The sequence below is a fragment of the Streptomyces canus genome (genome assembly GCF_030816965.1).
GTDB classification, from domain to species: domain Bacteria; phylum Actinomycetota; class Actinomycetes; order Streptomycetales; family Streptomycetaceae; genus Streptomyces; species Streptomyces canus_E.
Genome location: NZ_JAUSYQ010000002.1, coordinates 3334803 through 3357080 on the forward strand (window position 1 = coordinate 3334803; position 22278 = coordinate 3357080).

General features: G+C 68.8%; 17 protein-coding genes, 3 tRNA genes and 3 pseudogenes. 15 read left to right on the plus strand and 8 right to left on the minus strand.

Annotation, left to right across the window (positions count from 1 at the left end):
• Positions 1-60: 60 nt before the first annotated feature.
• Complete coding sequence (locus tag QF027_RS16205) at positions 61-921, plus strand: carbohydrate ABC transporter permease (protein WP_307082389.1); 861 nt, start codon at positions 61-63, stop codon at positions 919-921.
• Between the two features lie 5 nt (positions 922-926).
• Positions 927-2327: a glycoside hydrolase family 32 protein gene (locus QF027_RS16210; RefSeq protein WP_307082390.1), complete on the plus strand. Its 1401-nt coding sequence runs from the start codon at positions 927-929 to the stop codon at positions 2325-2327.
• Here the strand turns inward: QF027_RS16210 and QF027_RS16215 are convergent.
• Both QF027_RS16215 and QF027_RS16220 read right to left on the minus strand, forming a co-directional pair.
• Positions 2290-3354: a LacI family DNA-binding transcriptional regulator gene (locus QF027_RS16215; protein ID WP_307075288.1), complete on the minus strand. Its 1065-nt coding sequence runs from the start codon at positions 3352-3354 to the stop codon at positions 2290-2292. The genes QF027_RS16210 and QF027_RS16215 overlap by 38 nt on opposite strands.
• Positions 3355-3917: 563 nt before the next feature.
• Positions 3918-4400, minus strand: coding sequence for a Rieske (2Fe-2S) protein (locus tag QF027_RS16220; protein ID WP_307075290.1), 483 nt, complete (start codon positions 4398-4400; stop codon positions 3918-3920).
• A gap of 176 nt (positions 4401-4576) precedes the next feature.
• Here QF027_RS16220 and QF027_RS16225 point away from each other — a divergent pair.
• From QF027_RS16225 to QF027_RS16245, 5 genes and pseudogenes are all read left to right on the plus strand, one after another.
• A pseudogene (locus QF027_RS16225) lies at positions 4577-5003 on the plus strand (CGNR zinc finger domain-containing protein); the annotation flags it as partial.
• Between the two features lie 342 nt (positions 5004-5345).
• A pseudogene (locus tag QF027_RS16230) lies at positions 5346-5597 on the plus strand (fumarylacetoacetate hydrolase family protein); the annotation flags it as partial.
• Positions 5598-5722: 125 nt separating this feature from the next.
• Positions 5723-5944: pseudogene (locus QF027_RS16235) on the plus strand (CoA-transferase); the annotation flags it as partial.
• A gap of 308 nt (positions 5945-6252) precedes the next feature.
• A complete protein-coding gene (locus tag QF027_RS16240) occupies positions 6253-7683 on the plus strand; it encodes a family 43 glycosylhydrolase (RefSeq protein WP_307082392.1) in 1431 nt (476 codons plus the stop codon).
• A gap of 67 nt (positions 7684-7750) precedes the next feature.
• Entirely contained in the window at positions 7751-9175 is a 1425-nt protein-coding gene (locus tag QF027_RS16245) for a family 43 glycosylhydrolase (RefSeq protein ID WP_373432496.1), read from the plus strand.
• Between the two features lie 173 nt (positions 9176-9348).
• Here QF027_RS16245 and QF027_RS16250 read toward each other — a convergent pair whose 3' ends face one another.
• On the minus strand, positions 9349-9858 hold the full coding sequence (locus tag QF027_RS16250; RefSeq protein WP_307075294.1) for a hypothetical protein: 510 nt from the start codon (positions 9856-9858) through the stop codon (positions 9349-9351).
• Between the two features lie 677 nt (positions 9859-10535).
• Between QF027_RS16250 and QF027_RS16255 the strand changes: the two genes are divergently transcribed.
• Both QF027_RS16255 and QF027_RS16260 read left to right on the plus strand, forming a co-directional pair.
• Positions 10536-10799: a type II toxin-antitoxin system VapB family antitoxin gene (locus QF027_RS16255; protein ID WP_306981624.1), complete on the plus strand. Its 264-nt coding sequence runs from the start codon at positions 10536-10538 to the stop codon at positions 10797-10799.
• A complete protein-coding gene (locus QF027_RS16260) occupies positions 10796-11209 on the plus strand; it encodes a PIN domain nuclease (RefSeq protein WP_306981622.1) in 414 nt (137 codons plus the stop codon). The genes QF027_RS16255 and QF027_RS16260 overlap by 4 nt, the downstream gene beginning before the upstream one ends.
• A gap of 794 nt (positions 11210-12003) precedes the next feature.
• Here the strand turns inward: QF027_RS16260 and QF027_RS16265 are convergent.
• Positions 12004-12612 (minus strand): TetR/AcrR family transcriptional regulator, encoded by a 609-nt coding sequence (locus tag QF027_RS16265; protein ID WP_306981620.1) that lies wholly within the window; start codon positions 12610-12612, stop codon positions 12004-12006.
• A gap of 131 nt (positions 12613-12743) precedes the next feature.
• Here QF027_RS16265 and QF027_RS16270 point away from each other — a divergent pair, with 131 nt between their 5' ends.
• Together QF027_RS16270 and QF027_RS16275 are read left to right on the plus strand one after the other, a co-directional pair.
• Complete coding sequence (locus QF027_RS16270; protein WP_307075296.1) at positions 12744-13583, plus strand: alpha/beta fold hydrolase; 840 nt, start codon at positions 12744-12746, stop codon at positions 13581-13583.
• A 129-nt stretch (positions 13584-13712) separates the two neighbouring features.
• Entirely contained in the window at positions 13713-13841 is a 129-nt protein-coding gene (locus tag QF027_RS16275; protein ID WP_306981615.1) for a hypothetical protein, read from the plus strand.
• 992 nt (positions 13842-14833) lie between these two features.
• On the opposite strand, the gene QF027_RS16280 is transcribed toward QF027_RS16275, so the two are convergent.
• From QF027_RS16280 to QF027_RS16290, 3 genes are all read right to left on the minus strand, one after another.
• Positions 14834-14907 (minus strand) — tRNA-Ile (locus QF027_RS16280).
• Positions 14908-15075: 168 nt separating this feature from the next.
• A tRNA-Asn gene (locus QF027_RS16285) sits at positions 15076-15148 on the minus strand.
• A 6-nt stretch (positions 15149-15154) separates the two neighbouring features.
• A tRNA-Asn gene (locus QF027_RS16290) sits at positions 15155-15227 on the minus strand.
• 157 nt (positions 15228-15384) lie between these two features.
• On the opposite strand from QF027_RS16290, the gene QF027_RS16295 reads away from it, so the two are divergent.
• The 4 genes from QF027_RS16295 (at position 15385) to QF027_RS16310 (ending at position 21105) form a co-directional block, all read left to right on the plus strand.
• Entirely contained in the window at positions 15385-15690 is a 306-nt protein-coding gene (locus tag QF027_RS16295; RefSeq protein ID WP_306981613.1) for a YtxH domain-containing protein, read from the plus strand.
• A gap of 141 nt (positions 15691-15831) precedes the next feature.
• On the plus strand, positions 15832-17274 hold the full coding sequence (locus QF027_RS16300) for a xylulokinase (RefSeq protein WP_306981611.1): 1443 nt from the start codon (positions 15832-15834) through the stop codon (positions 17272-17274).
• 169 nt (positions 17275-17443) lie between these two features.
• A complete protein-coding gene (locus tag QF027_RS16305) occupies positions 17444-19177 on the plus strand; it encodes an ABC transporter ATP-binding protein (protein ID WP_307075298.1) in 1734 nt (577 codons plus the stop codon).
• Positions 19177-21105: an ABC transporter ATP-binding protein gene (locus QF027_RS16310; RefSeq protein ID WP_307075300.1), complete on the plus strand. Its 1929-nt coding sequence runs from the start codon at positions 19177-19179 to the stop codon at positions 21103-21105. The genes QF027_RS16305 and QF027_RS16310 overlap by 1 nt, the downstream gene beginning before the upstream one ends.
• Here the strand turns inward: QF027_RS16310 and QF027_RS16315 are convergent.
• Positions 21102-22187: an IS630 family transposase gene (locus QF027_RS16315; protein WP_307075302.1), complete on the minus strand. Its 1086-nt coding sequence runs from the start codon at positions 22185-22187 to the stop codon at positions 21102-21104. The two genes, QF027_RS16310 and QF027_RS16315, sit on opposite strands and share 4 nt — an antisense overlap.
• Positions 22188-22278: the final 91 nt, after the last annotated feature.

The window sequence follows — 22278 nt, forward strand, 5'->3', positions numbered from 1 at the left end:
GTGAGTCAGATGAGTACGAGTTCCCTCTCGGGTTCGGTATCGGGCCCGGCATCGGGTTCGATGCCGGGTCCCCGTACGAGCCCCACCGCGTCACGCGTACGGCACGGCCTGGCGCCCTGGGGCCGGATCGCGGGCCTGGCGCTGTGCGCCCTGTTGACGCTCGGCCCGGTCATCTGGACGGTGTCGACGTCACTGCGCACGCCGGCGGAGTCCTTCGACCTGCCGCCGAAGATCATCCCCACGAACCCCACCGTCGACGCCTACCGCGGGGTCTTCGACCAGATCGACGTCTGGCTGTACGCGCTGAACTCCACCCTGGTGACCGCGCTGATCGCGGCCGGCCAGATGATCACCGCGGGCCTGGCGGGCTATGCCTTCGCCCGCCTCGAATTCCGCTTCAAGAAGCCGCTGTTCGCGCTGGTCCTGGCCACGATGATGGTGCCGTTGCAGGTCACGATGGTCCCGGTCTTCCTGGAACTGAAGACGATGGGTCTGACCGACACTCTGCTCGGCCTCATCGTCCCGGCCTTCCCGACGGCCTTCGGCACCTTCCTGATGCGCCAGTACTTCATGGGCATGCCGAAGGACCTGGGCGAGGCGGCGATGATCGACGGCGCGGGTCCGTGGCGCGTCTTCCGCTCGGTGTACGCCCCCTTGGCGGCCCCCGGTCTCGCCATCGTCGGCGTGCTGGCCTTCAACTACCACTGGAACGAGTTCTTCCGGCCGCTGATCCTCGAAACCTCCACCGAGAACCTCACGCTGCCCCTGGGCCTGGTCTCCCTCCAGGGCAACCTCGGCACCGGCTCGATCTCCGTCGTCCTCGCCGGAGTCGTCCTCTCCATGATCCCCGCCGTCGCCGTGTTCGTCGTCGGCCAGCGCCCTCTGCGCGAGGGCATCACATCCGCAGGAGTCAATCGTTGAGTTCCGTGAGCCGGTCGAACGACGCCAACAGCCCGCGTTTCAGGGTCCGCCCGCCGGCCAACTGGATGAACGACCCGAATGGCCCGTTCCGCTGGGGCGATCGATACCACCTCTTCTACCAGTACAACCCCGACGCCCCCGTGCACACGAACGTTCACTGGGGCCACGCCTCCAGCCCCGACCTCGCCCACTGGGACGACCACGGGATCGCCCTGCGCCCCATGCCCGACGGCCCGGACGAGGCGGGCTGCTGGTCCGGCTGCGTGGTGGACGACGGTGGTGTACCGACAGCGGTGTACTCCGGGATCGACCACGACCACCAGGGCCTGAGCGCGATCTGTCTCGCCGTGACCGAGGACGACGGCCTCCAGAAGTGGAAGCAACTGCCGGTGCCGGTGGTCGCCGGCCCACCACCCGGCCTGGGCGTGACGATGTTCCGGGACCCTTTCGTCTTCCGCTTCGCCGGACGCCGCTGGGCGCTGATGGGCGCCGGCCACGCCGACGGCACCCCGTCCGTCCTGGTGTACGACTGTGAGGACCTGTACGACTGGCGGTTCGCCGGGGTCCTGCTGGACGGCCGGGACCCGGTGGCGGCCCGCGCCTTCGGCAAGCGGGCGATCGGCTGGGAGTGCCCGCAGTTGTGGGCGACCCCCGGGGGCGACTGGGTGCTGGCGGTGGCCCTGTGGGACGGCGACCCGCTGAGCACCGCGTACGTCACGGGCCGTCTGGTGGAGCAGGCGGACGGTGGACCGAGGTTCGCGGCCGGTACGGGCGGCGGCCCGCTGGACCTCGGCCGTGACTTCTACGCCCCCTCCGTCCTGCAGGACACGGAGTCCGGCCGTGCCCTGCTCTGGGGCTGGTCCTGGGAGTCACGCCCGCCCGAGGAGGTGGACCGCGCGGGCTGGTCCGGCGTCCTCACGGCACCCCGGGTGATGGACACCCACGAGGACGGCACACTACGGGTCGTACCGGCTCCGGAGCTCGAACTACTGCGAGCGGCCGTCCCGTTCACGGCCGCACCAGGATCGCACCGGCCACTCCCCCTCGCGTACGACCTGCTGGTGACCGCCCGTTCAGCGGCGACCGTGAGTCTGCTGCGGGCCACGTCCGGGGCCGAACTGACCGTGCGACTCGATCCGGCGTCCGGCACGGTGACCCTGGACCGCACGGCCTGGCCACGCTCCCGTCCGGACGGCACGGCCCCCCTGGTCCTGCCGACCCCGCCGGGCGAGACCCTCACCGTACGGATCCTCGTGGACGGCTCCCTGCTGGAACTGTTCGCGGGTGACCGGGCGACGGCCACGGAACGGGTGTACCGACGGGACGACGACATCGCGGAGCTGACCGTGGCGGGGACGGACGTCGAGGTCACGGGCTGGGAGCTGGTCCCACCGAACCCCGCGTGACGACGGGGCACTCCAGCCGCCGGGTGGTGACCGGCGGCGCGGTCCCGCTGTCGATGGCGTCCAGGAGCAGGCGGACGGCCGTCTCTCCCATCGCGCGATGGGGCAGAGCGACCGTGGTGAGGGGCGGGCTGAGGAAAGCCGCCATGTGTTCCTGGTCGTCATAGCCGACGACGGACAGCTCGGCGGGCACGTCGAGGCCCAGGCGCGCGGCGGCGTGGAGGACGCCCGCGGCGACCCGGTCGTTGTAACAGACGATCCCCGTGGGCCGCCGGTGGGCGGGAACACCGTCCAGCAGCCGCAGCGCTCCCTCGTACCCGGCGGAGATCTCCCCTCCCGTGCGCACGACCCAGTCCTTCCCAGCCGTCAGCCCCACCGTCCGCAGCGCGTCCCGGAAGCCGCGCAGCCGTTCCGCGGTCGCGATGTCGTCCAGACCGCCCACCAGGGCGACACGGCGGTGGCCCGCGTCGACAAGGACGCGTGCGGCGCTGCGGCCACCGGCCCGCTCGGCGGGGATGACGGCCGGGAGGGAGCCGTCCTCGGGGAGACAGTTGGCGAACACGGCGAACGTGCGGTGCAGCCCTTCCGGGACTCGGGCGCGGCGCAACGACAGCGCGGCGTAGATGATCCCGTCGACCCTCCGGTCGAGCAGTTCGGCGACAGCCGCGTCCTCGGCGACCGCATCCTGCCCGGAGTCGACGGTGAGCACCAGGTGCTCACTGCTCCACGCCATGTCCATGGCCCCGCGCAGCAGCCGCCCGGCGAACGGCGAGGTGGCGATCTCGTCCGTGACCAGACCGATCACGGCGGTACGACGCCGGCGCAGGCCACGGGCGACCGCGTTCGGCCGGTAGCCGAGCTGTTCGGCCGCCTTGCGGATCTTCTCCTGCGTCTCGGCGGAGAGGTTGCCCTGGGCACGCCCGTTGAAGACGAAGGACACGGCCGTGTGCGACACCCCGGCAAGCCGGGCGACATCCCGCGAGGTCGCCCGCTCAGCCCCGCCACCCCGCGTCGTCTCGACCCCGCCCATGCCTCGTCCCCGCCGACTTCGCCTGATCTGGCGAAGCCTACCCGCGGGAGATGTCGCGGAGCCCGCCGCCGCAGACCGAACGGGACACCGGGGTGGAACAGCCGCTGGCCTCGGCACGCCGGGGTACAGGTCGCCGTGCGACCGTGGACGTCCGACCGCCGTCCCTCGCGGCTGTCAGCACGCCTCAACGAGACTCGGCCTCGACCGCCCCCGACAACCGTCGAGGGCTCCGTGCGAGGCCGCTTTCTCTCGGGGCCGTTTCCTCACCACTTACCGGCCATGGCCAAGGCGCATCCCGAGCGGTCCACAACCCGGAGGACCCCCGTCGAACTCTTCGAGCGCGTGCTGACGCCGGACCGGCGGGCGCTCGACGTGCTGAGGGTTGAAGTGCGCACCGGAGACGGGACCGAGAAGGCACGCCCGCGCCGTCGGGGTCTACCGCCTGTGGCGCGACGGCGGCTTCGCCGTCGCGCCCTCCTCGCCGACGCCCACGGCATCACCACCGCGATCTGGACCGTCGCCGTCCGCATGGGGCTGCTTCAAGCGGCCCCCACGTACGGGCGTCACGCCAGGGTGATCGAGTCCCCGCTCACGGTGATCTGCTCGGCGGGCAGCGCTTTGGTCGCGGGACCCTTCTTCACGCTGCCGTCCGCCACCGAGAACTCGCTTTTGTGGCACGGACAGACGATGACGCCGTTGGTGATGCTGGCCACCGCACAGCCCTGGTGCGTGCACTTGGACGAGAACGCCTTGTACGTGCCCGCCGTCGGCTGGGTGACCACCACGCCCTGGTCCTTGAATATCTTGCCGCCGCCCTCCGGGATGTCGGAGGTCTTGGCGAGGGCCGTGCCGCCGGAGCCGGACGAGGCGCTGCTGCTCGCGTCGCCGCCGCTCGCATTGGCGCCGGCCTGGGTTGTGGAGGAGGAGTCGGAGGACCCGTCCGATCCGCACGCAGTCAGCGCGACGGCGAGCCCCGCTGCTCCGACCGCCGCCACGATGGTACGGCGAGCCGGTGCCCCGGTGGGCTCAATTGATTCGCTGGTCATGCTGACGTTTCCCTTCGCTGGCACGTTTCGTAGATCTGTGCATGCGGTGCAGGTGTCGATCGACCGCGATTCAGACCGTGTCGAGATCTTGACCCGCTCAAGCCCAGGAGTGAGTAAAAGCGCGCTGTCGCGTTGCTGTCGATTTAGGTGTCGACGCACCGTTCCCCTTCGGGCCCTGGGCGCGGGAGCACGGCGGCGAAGACAGCCCGCGGAACTGGCGCTGCTGCGTGAGACGCGGGACATACTGCGCGGAGAAAGCTCGCCCGCCGCGTTGAGCCCGCTGCTCGAAGGTCCACCAGATCCCGGAGATCACTCCGGGATCTGGTGGACAGTGGATGATCAAGCTCCTCCGCAGGCCCGGCCTGCCGTCGCGGCGGTTCTCGCCCGAGCCGCCACCGAGAAGCAACTGCCCGGCCGGCTACGCCCCGCGCCAACGACGAGTGCCGGCTGTTCCTGCTCGACCGCAGCCGCGCCAACGGTGCCCGCTGGTGCTCGATGGCCGTCTGCGGCAACCGCGAAAAGGCACGTCGCCACTACGTTTCTGCGCCTTCGCCATACCGGCAGCCACTATCAGCAGCCGGCGGTGGATGGCCATGCCGCTGAGGACGATCGATGGACGCGGGCCGCCGCAGCGACGACCGCCAACCGTCCAGGTCGAAGCGGATGGTGATCGAGGTTCCGGTGGTGAGTGCGGACCGGGGCTTCGAAGCGGGACCTCTCCGTCCTGCCATGGGCCTAGCAACTGTCTGCGGGCTTTTCCGCCGCTGGCAGCGCCGGGAAGTGTGGGCAGGCCTGCTCGCACTCCCCGGCGCGAACCAACGGGCGCGGTCGCATCGAGTGGACGGCGAACGTCGACTCACCGACTCACCAGCGTGCCGCCGGGCATGCCAGGTCGGCCAAGCCCAGCAGGAACCGCCTTGGCCCAAGCGATCCCGCGAGCCACGGACGTTCGAGGAGATGGCGGCGTACGCCTCCCGCGGCACCTGGATCCACCCCGGCGACGTCCTGGGCTCCGGTACCTGCGGCAACGGCGGCTGCCTGGCCGAACTCTGGGGCCGCGGCGGCAACTTCGAACCCCCGCCGCTCGTCCCCGGCGACATCGTCACCATGACGGTCGAGGGCATCGGCACCATCAGCAACACCGTCATTGAAGGCGTTGCCCCGGTGCCTCTGCCGTCCGCCCGCCGCAGGGTGTGACCCCGTACCGACTGGAATCGGGCCGGAGCTACGGCTCTCCCCAGCCCGAAGCCTCCGGCTCTGAACATGGAGACGACGCGCAGGCCGTCGGCGCCCTGCACGAGCAGGGCGCCGATGAGCACGGTGGGGATGCCGCAGAGCCCGCCTTCTACACCCCGGCCGGGGTCGGCACCCAGTTCGCCGACGGCGGACTGCCCTGGCGCTACGGCCCCGACGGCAGTGTCTCCGTGGCCTCCCCGCCGAAGGAGACGCGGGAGTTCCGCAGCCGGACGTACCTCCTGGAAGAAGCCGTCACCACCGACTTCTCCCTCGTACGGGCCGCCCGCGGCGACCGACACGGCAACCTCAACCCCTTCAACTCCCGCCTTGAAACGGGTGCTTGAGGAGCACGCCGGACTGCTCCATCAGGCTGACGTGAGAGCCGGCCGGTGAGCGGCTCCGTCGCGCCTGGTACGCGGGACGGAGTCGCACAGGTAAAGCGCGTGTGACGAAAGCGTTGACGGAATCTTGACCCCCGCTTATCTTCTGACCGAATTTACGAACCACGTTCGAAATTACGGACAGGAACGGTCCCCGCATGCCGAAGAAGCCCGAGCAGCCCCCCGCCAGACGCCACAGATCCCTGATCCTGTGCGTGCTCGCCGTCCTGATCGCCATGGTGTCGGCGACGACCCCGGCCGCCGCCGCCGAGGGCCGCCCGTACACCAACCCGGTCAAGACGCAGAAGGGCGCCGACCCCTGGCTCGAGTACTACGACGGCAACTACTACCTGGTCACCACGTCCTTCACCGGTGTGCTGACCATGCGGAAGTCGCCGACCCTGGCCGGGCTCTCCACGGCCGCCAGTGTCCAGATCTGGAGTGACACCACCTCCACCCGCAACACCAACATCTGGGCGCCGGAGATCCACTTCCTCGACGGCCACTGGTACCTGTACTACTCCGCGGGACAGAGCGGTGTCGCCTGCTGCGACTCCCAGCGCACCCACGTCCTGGAGAGTGCGGGCACCGATCCGATGGGCCCGTACACCTACAAGAACCAGCTCAGCGGCTCCAACCTCACCCCTGGCGGCTGGCTCATCGACGCCACCGTCCTGCAGAACAACAACAACCTGTACCTGATCGGCAGCGGCTTCATCAACGGCAGCAAGCAGAGCCTGGTCATCGCGCCGATGAGCAACCCGTACACGCTGGCCAGCAACACCTTCACCATCATCTCCAGCCCCACCGCGAGCTGGGAGACCTCGGGCGGCGCGGTCAACGAGGGCCCCGAGCCGCTCTACCACGACGGCCGCACCTTCCTCACCTTCTCCGCCAGCTTCTGCGGGACCGCGGACTACAAGCTGGGCCAGCTGGAACTGACCGGCACCGACCCGCTGAACCCCTCCTCCTGGACGAAGAAGTCCACGCCGGTCTTCCAGCGCAATGACGCGGCAGGTGTCTACGGCCCCGGCCACAACGGCTTCTTCACCTCGCCGGACGGCACCGAGAACTGGATCGTCTACCACGCCAACGACTCCGCGAACGGCGGCTGCGGCAACGGCCGTACGACGCGGGCGCAGAAGTTCACCTGGAACGCGGACGGCACGCCGAACTTCGGCACCCCGGTCGCCCTCGGCACCACGCTGCCCGGCCCCTCGGGCGAGACCGCGACGACCCCGACCGCGTACACCCTGGTGAACCGCAACAGCGGCAAGTGCCTGGACGTCGAGGGCGGCAACACCTTGGACGGCACCAACATCTTCCAGTGGAGCTGCACCGGCGGCGCCAACCAGAAGTGGCGCGTCGAGGACCTCGGCAACGACACCAGCCGACTGGTCAACGTCGCGACCGGCAAGGTCGCGGACACCGCGAACTGCGCCACGACCGACGGCACGGACATCGCGCAGTGGTCCTGGCTGAACAACAACTGCCAGAAGTTCCGTCTGGTCTACACGGCCACCGGCGACTACGTGCGGATCGTGAACGAGAACAGCGGCAAGGTCGCCGACGTCGCCAACTGCGGCACCACGAACGGGACCGACGTACGGCTGTGGACCTGGCTGAACAACAACTGCCAGCAGTGGCGCCTCGTCCCCACGACCTGACCTCCCTCCGCACCCCGCATCCGTAATCTGGAGCAACCCCTTGAGACGCAACGCCGTACGGCTGCTCATGGCCGTCCTCTTCGCCCTGGTGGGCTGTCTCGCCGGGCCCGGCACCGCCGCCCACGCGGCGGTGCCCGCCTCCCCCGGCGTCACCTACACCAACCCGCTCGCCGAGAAGCGCGCCGACCCGCACATCTTCAAGCACACCGACGGCTACTACTACTTCACCGCGACCGTCCCCGAGTACGACCGCATCGTGCTGCGCCGCGCCACCACCATCCAGGGCCTGTCGACGGCCCCCGAGACCACGATCTGGACCAAGCACGCCAGCGGTGTGATGGCCAACCACATCTGGGCACCGGAGATCCACTACATCGACGGCAAGTGGTACGTGTACTTCGCCGCCGGCTCCACCAGTGACCAGTGGGCGATCCGGATGTACGTCCTGGAGGGCACCGGAGCCAACCCGCTCACCGCGACCTGGGCCGAGAAGGGCCAGATCAAGACCACGTGGGAGAGTTTCTCCCTCGACGCCACCACCTTCGTGGTGGGCGGTGTCCGCTACCTCGCCTGGGCCCAGCGCAACCCGGCCGAGAACAACAACACCAGCCTGTTCATCGCCAAGATGGCCAACCCCTGGACGCTCACCGGCACTCCGGCGGAGATCTCCCAGCCGACGCTGTCCTGGGAGACCATCGGCTACAAGGTCAACGAGGGCCCGGCGGTGATCGAGCACGGCGGCAAGGTCTTCATGACCTACTCGGCCAGCGCGACCGACTCCAACTACTGCCTGGGCATGCTGACCGCCTCATCGACGGCCGACCTGACCAACCCGGCCTCCTGGACCAAGGGTGCGCAGCCGGTCTTCAAGACGAGCGACGCGACCTCCCAGTACGGTCCGGGCCACAACTCCTTCACCGTCTCCGAGGACGGCAAGTCCGACATCCTCGTCTACCACGACCGCAGCTACAAGGACATCACCGGCGACCCGCTGAACGACCCCAACCGCCGTACCCGCGTCCAGAAGGTGTACTGGAAGGCCGACGGCACCCCCGACTTCGGCATCCCGGTCGCCGACGGGGTCACCCCGCAGCGCTTCTCGTCGTACAACTTCGCGGACCGCTTCATCCGCCACTTCGACTACCGCGGCCGCATCGACGCCAACGTCAGCCCGCTGGCGGACTCGCAGTTCCGCGTGGTCACCGGCCTGGCCGGCAGCGGCACCGTGTCGCTGGAGTCGGCCAACTTCCCCGGCTACTACCTGCGGAGCAACGCGAGTTTCGAGGTCCGGCTGGAGAAGAACGACGGCACGGCGCAGTTCGCGTCCGACGCCACCTTCTACAAGAGGGCGGGTCTGTCCGACTCGGCCGGCGTCTCCTACGAGTCGTACGGCTCACCCGGCCGCTACCTCCGCCACTTCAACTACCTGCTGTACACGCAGACGCCGAGCACGGCCACGGACCGGGCGGACGCCACGTTCTACGCGCAGTAGCACGTGCGGACGGCTCTCACCGGGGCCGCGGACCGGTGTCGAAGGCGGCCTCCGTTGGTTGGCCCGGACATGATCGGAACGGTCTTCCGAAGCGACGACGTGCCCAGGGAGCATCGGTTTGAGTACTGGTGCGAGTTAATGCGCCAGCCGATTGCCCTCAGCCATATGAGCAGTCAGTTCACCGATGACTTCTGGGCGCGGCAGAGGCTGCTGGAACTGGGGCCGGTGTTGGCGTGGCCGACGTCGCACCTGCCGACGGGGTTCCGGCGTACCGAGAAGCGGTGCGGCAGTCCGATCCGGAGATGTCCCTCCTGGCGCTGGTGCTCGGCGGCAGGCTGGGGTTCGAGCATGTGGGGCGAGCCGAGGCGTTTGGCCCGAGCGATCTGTGTGTGAGCGACACGTCGCGGCCGTACGGAGTGCACTTGCCGGCTGACCTGGGCCGTCAGGTGCTCACCGGGGTGGGCGCCCTGCTGACGGGGTTCCTCACCGGGCTGGAACAGCAGGCCGACGTCCTCCAGCCGTACGACGCCCCGCCTCGGCACCGTTTTGATCGACCTGCTGTCCGCCTGGTTCGCCCAGGTGCTGGAGGCGGAGGATGCGCCGGCGCCGGCGGCTGCGCGGCGGACCGACCGTCGGTCGGCGACCGTCCCGTCCCGTCCCAGCGGCTGGTCAGAGCACTGCACGAGACGGCCAGACAGCCCCCTCGGGTCGGGGCCGTTTCCTCTTGGGGCTGTTGCCGTGGGAGCCATGGCAATCGCCAGGAGGCACTCGCAGCGGGAACCCCGCTACTACTCGGCTCAGGGTCCGCTACCGGCACGCAAGCCCCAATCCAGGCAACAGCCGATCTCGCGTCATCCACGTCTGCGCCATCCCGGGCCCTGTACGGCCCCTGGGTCTTGGCATCGGCCCTGAGGGCAGGAGCCATCCCCGCCTGCGCGGGGCCGACCACCCTGTGGCGAGCTCGGCGGCCTGGGCGCCAGGACTGTCCCCGCACAAGCGGGGATAACTCCTAGGCCCCGCGCGCGGGGATAGCTCCAAGAGGAACGGGTTCTCACCGGAGCTGAAGACGTCGGCCCCGCAGGCGGGGATAGCTCCGGCATCCACATCTGGGACGGCACAGACGTCGTGTCGGCCCCGCGCGGGCTGGGCTTGCCCCCGTCCCCCGCGCCAAAGGACGAGCACCTCCCACGGAACGGGGTGAACGTGCACAGTCGTCTCCGCGCACCCCGAGTGTCCCTTCGTACCGTTTCCTGTACGGACCGTTTCCACACAAACGGTTGCGGCTCCGCACCATGGAATATACAAAAGATCTTGTATCTTGATACACTTCGCCTTATACACTCAAGTGGAGGAGGCCGCCATGAGTCGGACGGTCATTGATCTCGACGACGAGGCACTGGAAGCAGCTGCCAGAGAGCTCGGCACCTCTACCAAACGCGACACCATCAACACCGCGCTGCGGGAAGTCACGGCCCGCTACCGGCGTTTGCGAGCACTCGACGAGGCCCGCGAACTGGTGGCCGAGGGCGCTCTGGACATCGACCTACTGCTGGACAAAAGCGCATACCGCCCCACGAGCGCGGGCGCGGCGGACGATGACCGCGGCGCGGGAGCGCACGAGTGACAGTCGCCGACTACCTCATCGACACCTCCGCCCTCGCCCGCGTCCTCCTCCGCCAGAACACGGCCGAATGGGACGACAGGATCGCCGCCGGCCTCGTCGCGATCTGCGACCTCACCGAACTGGAAGTCCTCTACTCGGCCCGTTCGGCCACGGAACGCGCCCGCTTGAAGTCGGCACTCGAAGCCCACTACGCCTGGTGCCCCATGCCCGACGGTGTCTACCGCCGCTCCCGCGTCATCCAGGAACAGTTGACTGCCAAGGGAGAACACCGCAGCGCGGGCCCCGTGGACCTCCTGGTGGCCGCAGCCGCGGAAGAAGCGGGACTCACTCTGCTCCACTACGACCGCGACTTCGAGACCATCGCACGCACAACAGGGCAGCCGGTCCGCACGATCGACCTCAGGAAGTAATGCTCGCGCGGTGCCGACGGGCACCGAGCTTCTGACCGACCTGGCCGCCTGGCGGTCAGTCCGCTGTGGCCTGGGCCGCCTCCCGACACCCAGGGGTCACCGGGCGGCACCACTTCCGGATCCTCGCGTCCAGCCAGCGTCCAGAATTCGACGTCCAGACGCTCGCACAGCCCACGCACGACGCCATCCTCCAGCCGCAGGCCGATACGTCTGCGCAGGTCAAAGCGATCCCAACGCACACTGACGGCCACAGAGTCGAACTCACGAACAGCGGATTCAGCCCCGCAGCCCAAAGCCCTGCATCCGCACCCCAGATGAGACGTTTCCGCAGGTCAAAGCCCTACACAGTGGGGCGGGTGGGACTCGAACCCACGGCCGACGGATTATGAGTCCTTTGAGGATCTTGGCGGTCCTTGCCGATCAATGCCGATTCACACCGTTCTTGCAGGTCAGACGTGCTGATCCGTGTCAGCCCTTTGCAGTGCTTGTCGGTCTGTTCCTGTCCTTGTGGCCCCTCAACGGCCCCTGGAGGTCGATGCGTTCGACGGTCGTCACGGAAGCAGCCATGTCCGCACAGTTCAACCAAGGGGATAGAACCTTCGCACAGCGGATTTCCCTTTCAACGCGCAGAGGCCCCGACCCTCTACTCCGGGCGGAGCCTCTGCGGCCATTTCCGCAGGCCAAACGCTTCCTCGTCACCCTATCCAGCTCAGTCGCCTTCTCCCAGAGCGAGCTGACGGGATCGGGCGGACGTCTGACCCTCGGGTGGTCGGCCCTGTGTCGGTCGACTGCGGTCAGGCTTCCGGACGCCGTGCCGCCGGCTGATCGCTGCTGCCGTGCGCCAGCGAGGCGAGAATCCCCTGGCGGCAGACATCGAGGATTTCGTCCGCCAGCGGAGAATCATCTGGGCATGCCCGCGACAACATGACCGCGCCGACCGAATGAGCGAGCATGTCGATCAGAGTGGTGCGGTCCCCACGCTGGTCCGCATCCGCCGGCGTGTCGCCTGGGGCCTGAAGGACCGTCAGCAACTGCTCGATCCCGGCGGCGAACTCCGCTTTGATGTCCGCCGGCTGACGTGCGGCATCGCCGCTGAGAGCCGCGATGGTGCACCCGCCGCCGCGCCCGTCGCGATGCTCCCGGGAGACGTAGCTCTCGACGAACTCGGCCGGGTCCACGCCTTCTGCCCGTGCCGCGATCTGCGAGAGCCTGCTCGCGGACGCTTCGGCCATCAGGTCGGCCTTGGAACGGAAGTGCTTGTAGAACCCGCCATGGGTGAACCCGGCGGCTGCCATGAGTTCCGCCACGCCGACACCGTCATAGCCGCGCTCGCGGAACAGCCTGGCGGCTGTCGCGACGATGTGCGCACGGTTCTGCTCCGCCTGCGCCTTGGTCACTCGCATGGCCGGCCTCCCCTTCCACGATCGATACTCGACGGTCAAGCATACATAGATGCCGATCGACATCTAAAGGCTTGACTTTTTAGATTACGAACGTCATCGTATTGCTCATCCCCACCAGAAAGGCTCAGGCCATGAGCGATACGCATGCCACCGCACCGACTCAGTACATCGAGGTCGACGGCGACCGGTTCGCCTACCGCCGCTGGGGCAAGCCCTCCGGCGTCCCGATCTTCCTGGTCCAGCACTTCCGCGGGGGAATGGACCACTGGGACCCCCTGCTCACCGACGGCCTGGCCGAAGGCCGAGAGGTCATCCTTTTCAACGGGCGCGGCATCGCCTCGTCATCCGGCAAGCCGCGTAACCGGATGGAGGACATGGCCGACGACATCGCCGCGGTCATCCGGGCGCTGGGGCTGGAGCAGGTCGATCTGCTCGGCTTCTCGATCGGCGGTTTCCAGGTACAGGAGGTCACGCTGCGCCACCCTCAGCTGGTGCGCAAGCTCCTCCTGCTCGGCACCGGCCTCCGAGGCGGGGACCCGACGAGTGACCCCCAGGTGCCTGACCACGCGCTGAATCCGGTCCACGTCCTGGAGAACTTCCTCTTCCTGTTCTTCGGCCGCTCGGAAGCCGCGATCGAAGCCGGCCGGGCCTTCTGGGAGCGGCGTCACCAGCGGGCCGACCAGGACCCGCCGAGCTCGCCCGCAGTCGCGCAGGCGCAGGTCGAAGCGGTGATCGCCTATGCGGAACCGCTGCCCGGCGAGAACCCCTACGCCTTCCTGAACGCGATCACCCAGCCGACACTGGTCCTCAACGGCGAGAACGACGTGATGATCGCCTCGATCAACTCCTGGCACCTCGCCCAGAACATCCCCAACGCTCAACTGCTGATCTACCCCGATGCCGGGCATGGAGCGCAGTTCCAGTACCCCGAGCGGTTCCTGAAGCACGCGCTTCAGTTCCTCGACGAGTAACCAGCCGCGCGCGAAAGGCGAACGGCACGTCCTGGGCGTGTCCCCCACCCCCGACTGGCCGGCACCGAAATCGCCACCCGCGCCAAGGGCATCGACAACGGCATCGCCGACGTCGCCACCGTGGGCTCGATGGCCCTCGCCGACCCCGACCTGGTCGAGCGCATCCGCGCCGGCGCACCCCTGAGCACCCCCGACCCCGCCACCTTCTACGACGGCGGCACGGTCGGCTACACCGACTACCCGACCTACGCCGCCTGACCGGAACGCCTTGTGCCCGAGGAAGTCGCCTTCCTCGGGCGCTTCGGCGTACGTACGACCCAGTCGGGCACCGGTGTACCGGCGATGACCGCGAGGTCGCGCCGCGCGGCTCCGATCCAGACTCGGCCCACCTCCCATGACCAGGGCATCCCCGGCGAAGGCATCCTGGTCGAGGCCGACCACGCCGGCAGGAGGGCCATCGCCGGCCCGGTCGAAGCGGGCGCCATGCGTACCCATGTCGAAGCGGTATGCCTTCTCGCCACGGCCGCCAAGGCACCACGCCCTCGGAGTGCGACCGCACCACGGGCAAGGACGAGCAGGTTCGAGACACGGCTGGCGGCGCCGTCGAGGCCGGCACAACACGTGGTCAGTGTGAGGCGGTCGTGAGGAGTGTATGCAGGCGCTCGGCTGGGGTTTCCCAGCCGAGCGTCTTGCGTGGTCGGCCGTTGAGTTCGGCGGCGACGGCGTCGAGGGGCTGCGCTCCAGCTCGGCCGCGATCTTCCTCACCGGCGCCAGATGGTGCGCTGACCGCACATGGCTCAGCCTTGATGAACGCGGTGCGCCGTCCATGGGACCGTTTCCTCTTCGGGCCGTTTCCCTGACCTCGGGCCTGTCTGCCAGACGCACCGGCATCCGCGCCGCCTCCAGTGCCGGCCCGGCACTCGACCGTCCGCACGGTGGACGGCAGCTCCATGCCGCCGAACCAGCAAACGGGACCACGAAATCGGCCCGGAAACACTCTCGGCCTGACCCCGGCCGCGCCCTCCCGGCCCCTGTATGGCCCCTGGGTCTTGGGGACGACCCGCAGCGCAGTCGCCCGGACCGAGAGCGGCAACCTTAGACAACTACTCCGCCGCAGGTCAGAGGGGTTGGATCTCCCCGGAACGCTGCCGGACCTCAAACCTACGAGCAGCGGATTCAGTCCGTTCAGGCAAAGTTGACGATCCGACAGGACAAAATGAACGTTTCCGCAGGTCAGAAGCCTGCGCAGGTGGGGCGGGTGGGACTCGAACCCACGGCCGACGGATTATGAGTCCGCTGCTCTAACCGGCTGAGCTACCGCCCCATAGCGGCGTGTCGCGTACATGCGTGCGCGCCGTCTGCCGCAGCATAGCCGCTCATACGATCTCCTGCCTCGCAGGGGCGACTTCGCATGCCCTTCAGGACTAGGCCGTGACCTGCACGGTTGCGGCGGACATGAAAAAGGACCCCATCGGGGTCCTCCTTCTTCCTGCTCTCCCGACTGGACTCGAACCAGTAACCTGCCGGTTAACAGCCGGCTGCTCTGCCAATTGAGCTACGGAAGATCGAAGCTCCCCCGACTGGACTCGAACCAGTAACCTGCCGGTTAACAGCCGGCTGCTCTGCCAATTGAGCTACGGAGGATCGCTTCGTTGCATCGAACGTACCTCCCTGGGTATTCGCCAGTGGGCGGGCGCTCGCTGCGACACATACATTAGCGCAAGCAGGGGGGTGCTCCGCCAATCGGTTCCCCCGACACCGACATCGCACCGGAGACCTACACAAGAGAAGGGTGGCCGCCATGCGCTACAAGCTCACGTTCGTGGTCGGACTGACTCTGGGTTACGTGCTGGGCACCCGTGCCGGGCGCGAGCGCTACGAACAGTTGAAGAAGTCCGCCCGCCAGGTTTCCCAGAACCCCGCCGTCCGCAACACCGCGGAGACGGCGGCGCAGCAGGGCCGCCAGTTCGCCGGCAAGGCCTACCACGCGGTCAGCGAGAAGGTCGGCGACCGGGTGCCGGAGTCCGTGACCCAGCGGGTGCGCTCGCTCCGGGACCGCAACACGAACGGCGCGCCGGAGGACGACTGGGGCACCAGCACCACGTGAAGCCGACAGTGACGCACGCCACCCGCAGGCGCGGGGCGGTGCCGGTCCACGGCTCCGCCACGAGGCGCGAGCGGTCACGGCGGTCCCGCGTCGGCGGATCCGTGCGCGCCGCTACGACGCTACGCCCATAGAATTTGCGCCATGGGGATAGTCGCCGGGTTGGACAGCTCACCCGATTTCACTCGCATCGTCGTCTGCGACGCAGACACCGGTGCCGTGCTCAAGCAGGGGTATGCCGCGCACCCGGTGGAAGGTGGCGGCCGCGCATCCGACGTCGACCCCCAGGCATGGCTCCTCTCCCTCGGTGAAGCCGCCGGCGGCGGTCTCCTCGAGGGCGTGCAGGCCATCGGCGTGTCGTCGCAGCAGAACGCCGTCGTACCCCTCGACGCCCAGGGCAACACCGTCCGTCCCGCCATGGTCGGCGGCGACAAGCGCGCGCAGGTGGCCGCGGCCGACCTCGTCGACGCGCTCGGCGGGCGCGAGGCGTGGGCCCAGGCGGTGGGGTGTGTGCCGCAGGCGGCGCAGCCCGTCACCAAGCTGCGCTGGCTGAACAAGACCGAGCCCGACGCCGCCCTGCGCACCGCCGTGCTGCTCCAGGCGCACGACTGGCTGGTGTGGCAGCTCCTCGGCCGGCCGGTCAGAAGGACCACCGACCGCGGCGGCGCCTCCGGCACCGGCTACTGGTCCGCGGCCACCGGCGCCTACCGCGCCGACCTGGTCGAACTGGCCCTCGGCCACCAGGCGATGCTCCCCGAGGTGATCGGCCCCTCGGACGCGGCCGGTACGACCCCGGAGGGGCTGCTGATCTCCGCCGGAACCGGTGAGACCATGGCCGCCGCCTTCGGCCTCGGGATCGGGCTCGGCGACGCCGTGGTGTCGCTGGGCGCCTCCGGATCCGTGATGGCCGTGCACCCCGAGGCGCTCGTCGACAACAGCGGGATGATCACCTCCCTGGCCGACGCGACCGGCATGCACCTGCCCGTCGTCACCACCCTGAACGCCGTACGGACCCTGCGCGGGGCCGCCGAGATGCTCGGCCTCGGGGATCTGGAGAGCCTGTCCGAGCTGGCGATGAAGTCGACACCGGGCGCCCACGGCCTCGTACTGCTGCCCTATCTGGAAGGTGAGCGGACGCCGAACCTGCCGCACACCGCGGGGACGCTGAGCGGGCTGCGGCGGGAGTCGATGAAGCCGGAGCACCTGGCGCGGGCCGCGTTCGAGGGCATGCTGTGCGGGCTCGCCGACGCGCTCGACGTGCTGCGCGGCCGGGGTGTCGAGGTGCGGCGGGTCTTCCTGCTGGGGGCCGCGGCCGAGCTGTCCGCCGTACAGGCCGCCGCGCCCGCGCTGTTCGGCGCGCAGGTCGTCGTGCCGCAACCGGCGGACTACGCGGCGATCGGTGCCGCCCGGCAGGCGGCCTGGGCGCTCGGGGTGCAGCAGGGCACGCTCGATCCGCGCACCCCGCCGATGTGGCAGGGCCCGGCCGCGCAGGTCCTGGAGCCCGGCGAGGAGCTGGCGGTGGGGCAGGCGGTACGGCAGCAGTACGTGTCGGTGCGGGAGCAGACGTACCCGGGGGCGTTCCGGTAGGCAAGCCGCGGAACGTAAGAGTCCGGTAGGAGTCCGGGCCCACGAGAACCCGTAAAGCCGTACGAAGCACTGCTGTCGGCTTAATCGGTTGGGGTAACACGGGTGGGGTGTCCGACGATAGGGGCCAGGGGCAACCACCCGCCCCGTCGCCGACTCCGAGAGACGTAGCGTGCTCATACGACTTCTGCGGACCTATCTCAGGCCCTACAAGAAACCCATCACCATCCTGGTGCTGCTGCAGTTCCTGCAGACCTGCGCCACCCTCTACCTGCCCACGCTGAACGCGGACATCATCGACAACGGCGTCGTGAACGGCGACACCGGCTACATCCTGAGCTTCGGCGCTCTGATGATCGGCATCTCGCTGGCGCAGGTGGTGTGCAACATCGGGGCCGTGTTCTACGGCGCCCGGACCGCCGCCGCGCTCGGCCGGGACCTTCGGGCGGCGGTCTTCGACCGGGTGCAGTCGTTCTCCGCGCGCGAAGTCGGCCAGTTCGGGGCGCCCACGCTGATCACGCGTACGACCAATGACGTGCAGCAGGTCCAGATGCTGGCCCTGATGACGTTCACCCTGCTGGTGTCGGCGCCCATCATGTGCGTGGGCGGCATCGTGCTGGCGCTCGGCCTGGACGTGCCGCTGTCCGGGGTGCTGGTGGCCGTGGTGCCGACGCTGGGCATCTGCGTGACGTTGATCGTACGGCGGCTGCGGCCGCTGTTCCGGTCCATGCAGGTGCGTCTCGACACGGTGAACCGGGTGCTGCGCGAGCAGATCACCGGCAACCGGGTCATCCGGGCGTTCGTGCGCGACACGTACGAGGAGGACCGCTTCCGGAAGGCGAACAGCGACCTCACGGAGATCTCCCTCAAGACCGGCAACCTGCTCGCGCTGATGTTCCCCGTGGTCATGACGACGGTGAACCTGTCCTCGATCGCGGTGGTGTGGTTCGGTGCGCACCGGATCGACAGCGGCGGGATGCAGATCGGTGATCTGACCGCGTTCCTGGCCTATCTGATGCAGATCGTCATGTCCGTGATGATGGCCACCTTCATGTTCATGATGGTGCCGCGCGCGGAGGTGTGCGCCGAGCGCGTCCAGGAGGTTCTCGACACCTCCTCCAGCGTGGTGCCGCCCCTGGCTCCCGTCCGCGAACTGCGGCGGCACGGGCATCTGGAGATCCGCGGCGCGGGCTTCCGTTACCCGGGCGCCGAGGAGCCGGTGCTCAAGGCGATCGACCTGGTGGCCCGGCCCGGCGAGGTGACCGCCGTGATCGGCTCGACCGGCAGCGGCAAGTCCACGCTGCTCGGGCTCGTCCCCCGGCTGTTCGACGTGACCGACGGCGAGGTGCTCGTCGACGGGGTGGCCGTCGCCGAGGTCGACCCGGTGCTGCTGGCCAAGACCGTCGGGCTCGTGCCGCAGAAGCCGTATCTCTTCGCGGGCACGGTCGCCACGAACCTGCGCTACGGCAATCCGGACGCCACGGACGAGGAGCTGTGGCACGCGCTGGAGGTGGCGCAGGCCAAGGACTTCGTCTCCGGGCTGGAGAACGGGCTTGACTCCCCCATCGCGCAGGGCGGCACCAACGTCTCCGGTGGTCAGCGGCAGCGGCTCGCCATCGCGCGCACGCTCGTGCAGCGGCCGGAGATCTACCTCTTCGACGACTCCTTCTCCGCCCTCGACTACGCGACCGACGCGGCCCTTCGCGCGGCGCTCGCCGAGGAGACCTCGGAGGCGACCGTCGTGATCGTCGCCCAGCGGGTGGCCACCATCCGCGACGCCGACCGGATCGTCGTCCTCGACGAGGGCCGGGTCGTCGGCACCGGCACCCACCGCGAGCTGATGGCGGACAACGAGACCTACCGGGAGATCGTGCTCTCCCAGCTCACGGAAGCGGAGGCTGCCTGATGGCCGGGCCCATGGGGCGCATGATGGCCGGCACCGGTCCCGAGAACCGGTCGATCGACTTCAAGGTGTCGGGCAGGCGGCTGCTCGCCCAGTTCAAGCCGGAGCGGCTGACCCTCTACGCGATGCTGTTCTGCGTCGTGCTGAGCGTCGGCCTCAACGTGGTCGGGCCGAAGATCCTCGGCGAGGCCACCGACCTGGTCTTCGCGGGCATCATCGGACGGCAGATGCCCTCCGGCGCCAGCAAGGAGGAGGTCCTCGCGTCGATGCGGGAACGCGGCGACGGTCAGGTCGCCGACATGCTCCGCAGCACCGACTTCACGCCCGGCGAGGGCATCGACTTCACCGCCGTGGGACATGTACTGCTGTTCGCCGTCGGGGTGTTCCTCGTCGCGGGGCTGCTGATGGCGGTGGCGACTCGGCTGGTCAACCGGACCGTCAACCGCACGATGTTCCGGATGCGCGAGGACGTGCAGACGAAGCTGTCGCGGCTGCCTCTGTCGTACTTCGACAAGCGCCAGCGCGGTGAGGTCCTGTCCCGGGCCACGAACGACATCGACAACATCGGGCAGACCCTCCAGCAGTCGATGGGCCAGCTCATCAACTCGCTGCTCACCATCATCGGTGTGCTCGCGATGATGTTCTGGGTCTCCTGGCTGCTGGCCCTGGTCGCGCTGGTCACCGTGCCGCTGTCGTTCGTCGTCGCCACACGCGTGGGCAAGCGCTCGCAGCCGCACTTCGTGCAGCAGTGGCGCACCACGGGCAAGCTCAACGCCCACATCGAGGAGATGTACACCGGGCACACCCTGGTGAAGGTGTTCGGCCGCCAGGACGAGTCGGCTGCGCAGTTCGCCGAGCAGAACGACGCGCTGTACGAGGCCGGGTTCAAGGCGCAGTTCAACAGCGGGGTCATGCAGCCGCTGATGATGTTCGTCTCGAACATCAACTACGTGCTGGTGGCGGTCGTCGGCGGGCTGCGGGTCGCGTCCGGCTCGCTGTCCATCGGTGACGTGCAGGCCTTCATCCAGTACTCCCGGCAGTTCTCGATGCCGCTCACGCAGGTCGCGTCGATGGCGAACCTCGTCCAGTCGGGTGTCGCCTCGGCCGAGCGGATCTTCGAACTCCTGGACGCGGAGGAGCAGGAGGCGGACCCGGTGTCGAGCGCGAGGCCCGAGGAACTGCGCGGGCGGGTCGCTCTGGAGCGTGTCTCCTTCCGCTACGACCCCGAGAAGCCCCTCATCGAGGACCTCTCGCTGAAGGTCGAACCCGGACACACGGTCGCCATCGTCGGGCCGACGGGAGCCGGAAAGACCACCCTGGTCAACCTCCTCATGCGGTTCTACGACGTCTCGGGCGGCCGGATCACCCTCGACGGGGTGGACATCGCCCGCATGTCCCGGGACGACCTGCGCGCCGGGATCGGCATGGTGCTCCAGGACACCTGGCTGTTCGGGGGCACGATCGCGGAGAACATCGCGTACGGCGCCTCGCGCGAGGTCACCCGGGGCGAGATCGAGGAGGCGGCACGGGCGGCCCACGCGGACCGGTTCATCCGGACCCTCCCCGACGGATACGACACCGTGATCGACGACGAGGGCAGCGGGGTGAGCGCGGGTGAGAAGCAGCTCATCACCATCGCCCGGGCGTTCCTGTCGGACCCGGTGATCCTGGTGCTGGACGAGGCGACCTCGTCGGTGGACACCCGCACGGAGGTGCTGATCCAGAAGGCGATGGCCAAACTGGCGCACGGCCGCACGTCGTTCGTCATCGCCCACCGCCTCTCGACGATCCGGGACGCGGACACGATCCTCGTCATGGAGAACGGTTCGATCGTCGAACAGGGCACGCACACGGACCTGTTGGCGGCGGACGGGGCGTACGCGCGCCTGTACCAGGCCCAGTTCGCGCAGGCGGTGGCGGAGGTCGACTAGTGAGCTGGTTCGGAGATGCGTGAGCAGTAGCGGCAGATTCGGTCGAGGATCTGGTCGGCGGTCTTGGTCCATTTGAAGGGTCTGGCCTGGTCGTTCCAGACCTTGATCCAATCCTCGAGTGCAGCCTTGAGATCGTCGAGGGAGCAGAACACCCCGCGTTCGAGACAGCGCCGTTCCAACTCGGCGAACCACCGCTCGACCTGATTGATCCATGACGAGTAGGTGGGCGTGAAGTGGAGGTGGAAGCGGGGATGCGTGAGCAGCCACTTGTGCACCACCGGCGCCTTGTGGGCGGAGAGGTTGTCGCAGATCACGTGGACCGCCAGGCCGGGCTCGGTCTGGCGGTCGATCTGGTCGAGGAAGTCACGGAAGTCCACGGCCCGGTGCTGCGCGGACAGCTTCGAGATCACCTTGCCCGTCGCGGTGTTCAGGGCGGCGAACAGATCGACGGTGCCGTGCCGGACGTAGTCGAAGCTGCGCCGTTCGGGCACTCCGGGCAGCATCGGCAGGACCGGCGCGGTTCGTTCCAGGGCCTGGATCTGCGGTTTCTCGTCCACCGCGAACACCGCGGCGTTGGCCGGCGGGGCGAGGTAGAGGCCGACGACATCGCGGATCTTGTCGATCAGGAGGGGGTCCGGAGAGATCTTGAAGGTCTCGGTCCGCCATGGCTGCAGGCCGAAGGCGTGCCAGATACGCAACACGCTCGCCGGGGAGATCCCCACGACCTTGGCCAGCTCCCGCTTCGACCAGTGCGTCCCACCTGGAGGTGTCTCCTCCAGCGTGCGCACCACCACCTCTTCGACCTGGGCGTCGGTGATGGTTCGTGGCACTCCCGGGCGCGGTTCGTCGCTGAGCCCGTCCAGCCGGTCGCGCAGGAATCTCGCCCGCCACTTGGTCACGGTGCCCCGGTTGACGCCCAGCCGCGCGGCGACCGCGATATTGCTGCCGCCGTCCGCGCAGGCCAGCACGATCCGTGCCCGCAGGGCCAGGCCCTGCGCGGTCGTCCGGCGCCGGGCCCATCCCTGCAACGTCCGCCGCTCGGTATCGGATAACACCAGCGGCGCAAGCCTGCTGTCGCCCATCCCCACAGCAGACCGCAAACCACCAGCCCCGTCACCGCCCAAGCCGCAATCCGAAACGGAACACGACTCAAGTGGCGACGGGAGAACTCAA

Coding starts and splice junctions, on each gene's coding strand:
- QF027_RS16205 (WP_307082389.1), top strand. CDS start 61: ATGCCGGGTCCCCGTACGAGCCCCACCGCGTCACGCGTACGGCACGGC.
- QF027_RS16215 (WP_307075288.1), bottom strand. CDS start 3,354: ATGGGCGGGGTCGAGACGACGCGGGGTGGCGGGGCTGAGCGGGCGACC.
- QF027_RS16220 (WP_307075290.1), bottom strand. CDS start 4,400: ATGACCAGCGAATCAATTGAGCCCACCGGGGCACCGGCTCGCCGTACC.
- QF027_RS16240 (WP_307082392.1), top strand. CDS start 6,253: ATGGTGTCGGCGACGACCCCGGCCGCCGCCGCCGAGGGCCGCCCGTAC.
- QF027_RS16245 (WP_373432496.1), top strand. CDS start 7,751: ATGGCCGTCCTCTTCGCCCTGGTGGGCTGTCTCGCCGGGCCCGGCACC.
- QF027_RS16255 (WP_306981624.1), top strand. CDS start 10,536: ATGAGTCGGACGGTCATTGATCTCGACGACGAGGCACTGGAAGCAGCT.
- QF027_RS16265 (WP_306981620.1), bottom strand. CDS start 12,612: ATGCGAGTGACCAAGGCGCAGGCGGAGCAGAACCGTGCGCACATCGTC.
- QF027_RS16270 (WP_307075296.1), top strand. CDS start 12,744: ATGAGCGATACGCATGCCACCGCACCGACTCAGTACATCGAGGTCGAC.
- QF027_RS16275 (WP_306981615.1), top strand. CDS start 13,713: ATGGCCCTCGCCGACCCCGACCTGGTCGAGCGCATCCGCGCCGGCGCA.
- QF027_RS16295 (WP_306981613.1), top strand. CDS start 15,385: ATGCGCTACAAGCTCACGTTCGTGGTCGGACTGACTCTGGGTTACGTG.
- QF027_RS16300 (WP_306981611.1), top strand. CDS start 15,832: ATGGGGATAGTCGCCGGGTTGGACAGCTCACCCGATTTCACTCGCATC.
- QF027_RS16310 (WP_307075300.1), top strand. CDS start 19,177: ATGGCCGGGCCCATGGGGCGCATGATGGCCGGCACCGGTCCCGAGAAC.
- QF027_RS16315 (WP_307075302.1), bottom strand. CDS start 22,187: ATGGGCGACAGCAGGCTTGCGCCGCTGGTGTTATCCGATACCGAGCGG.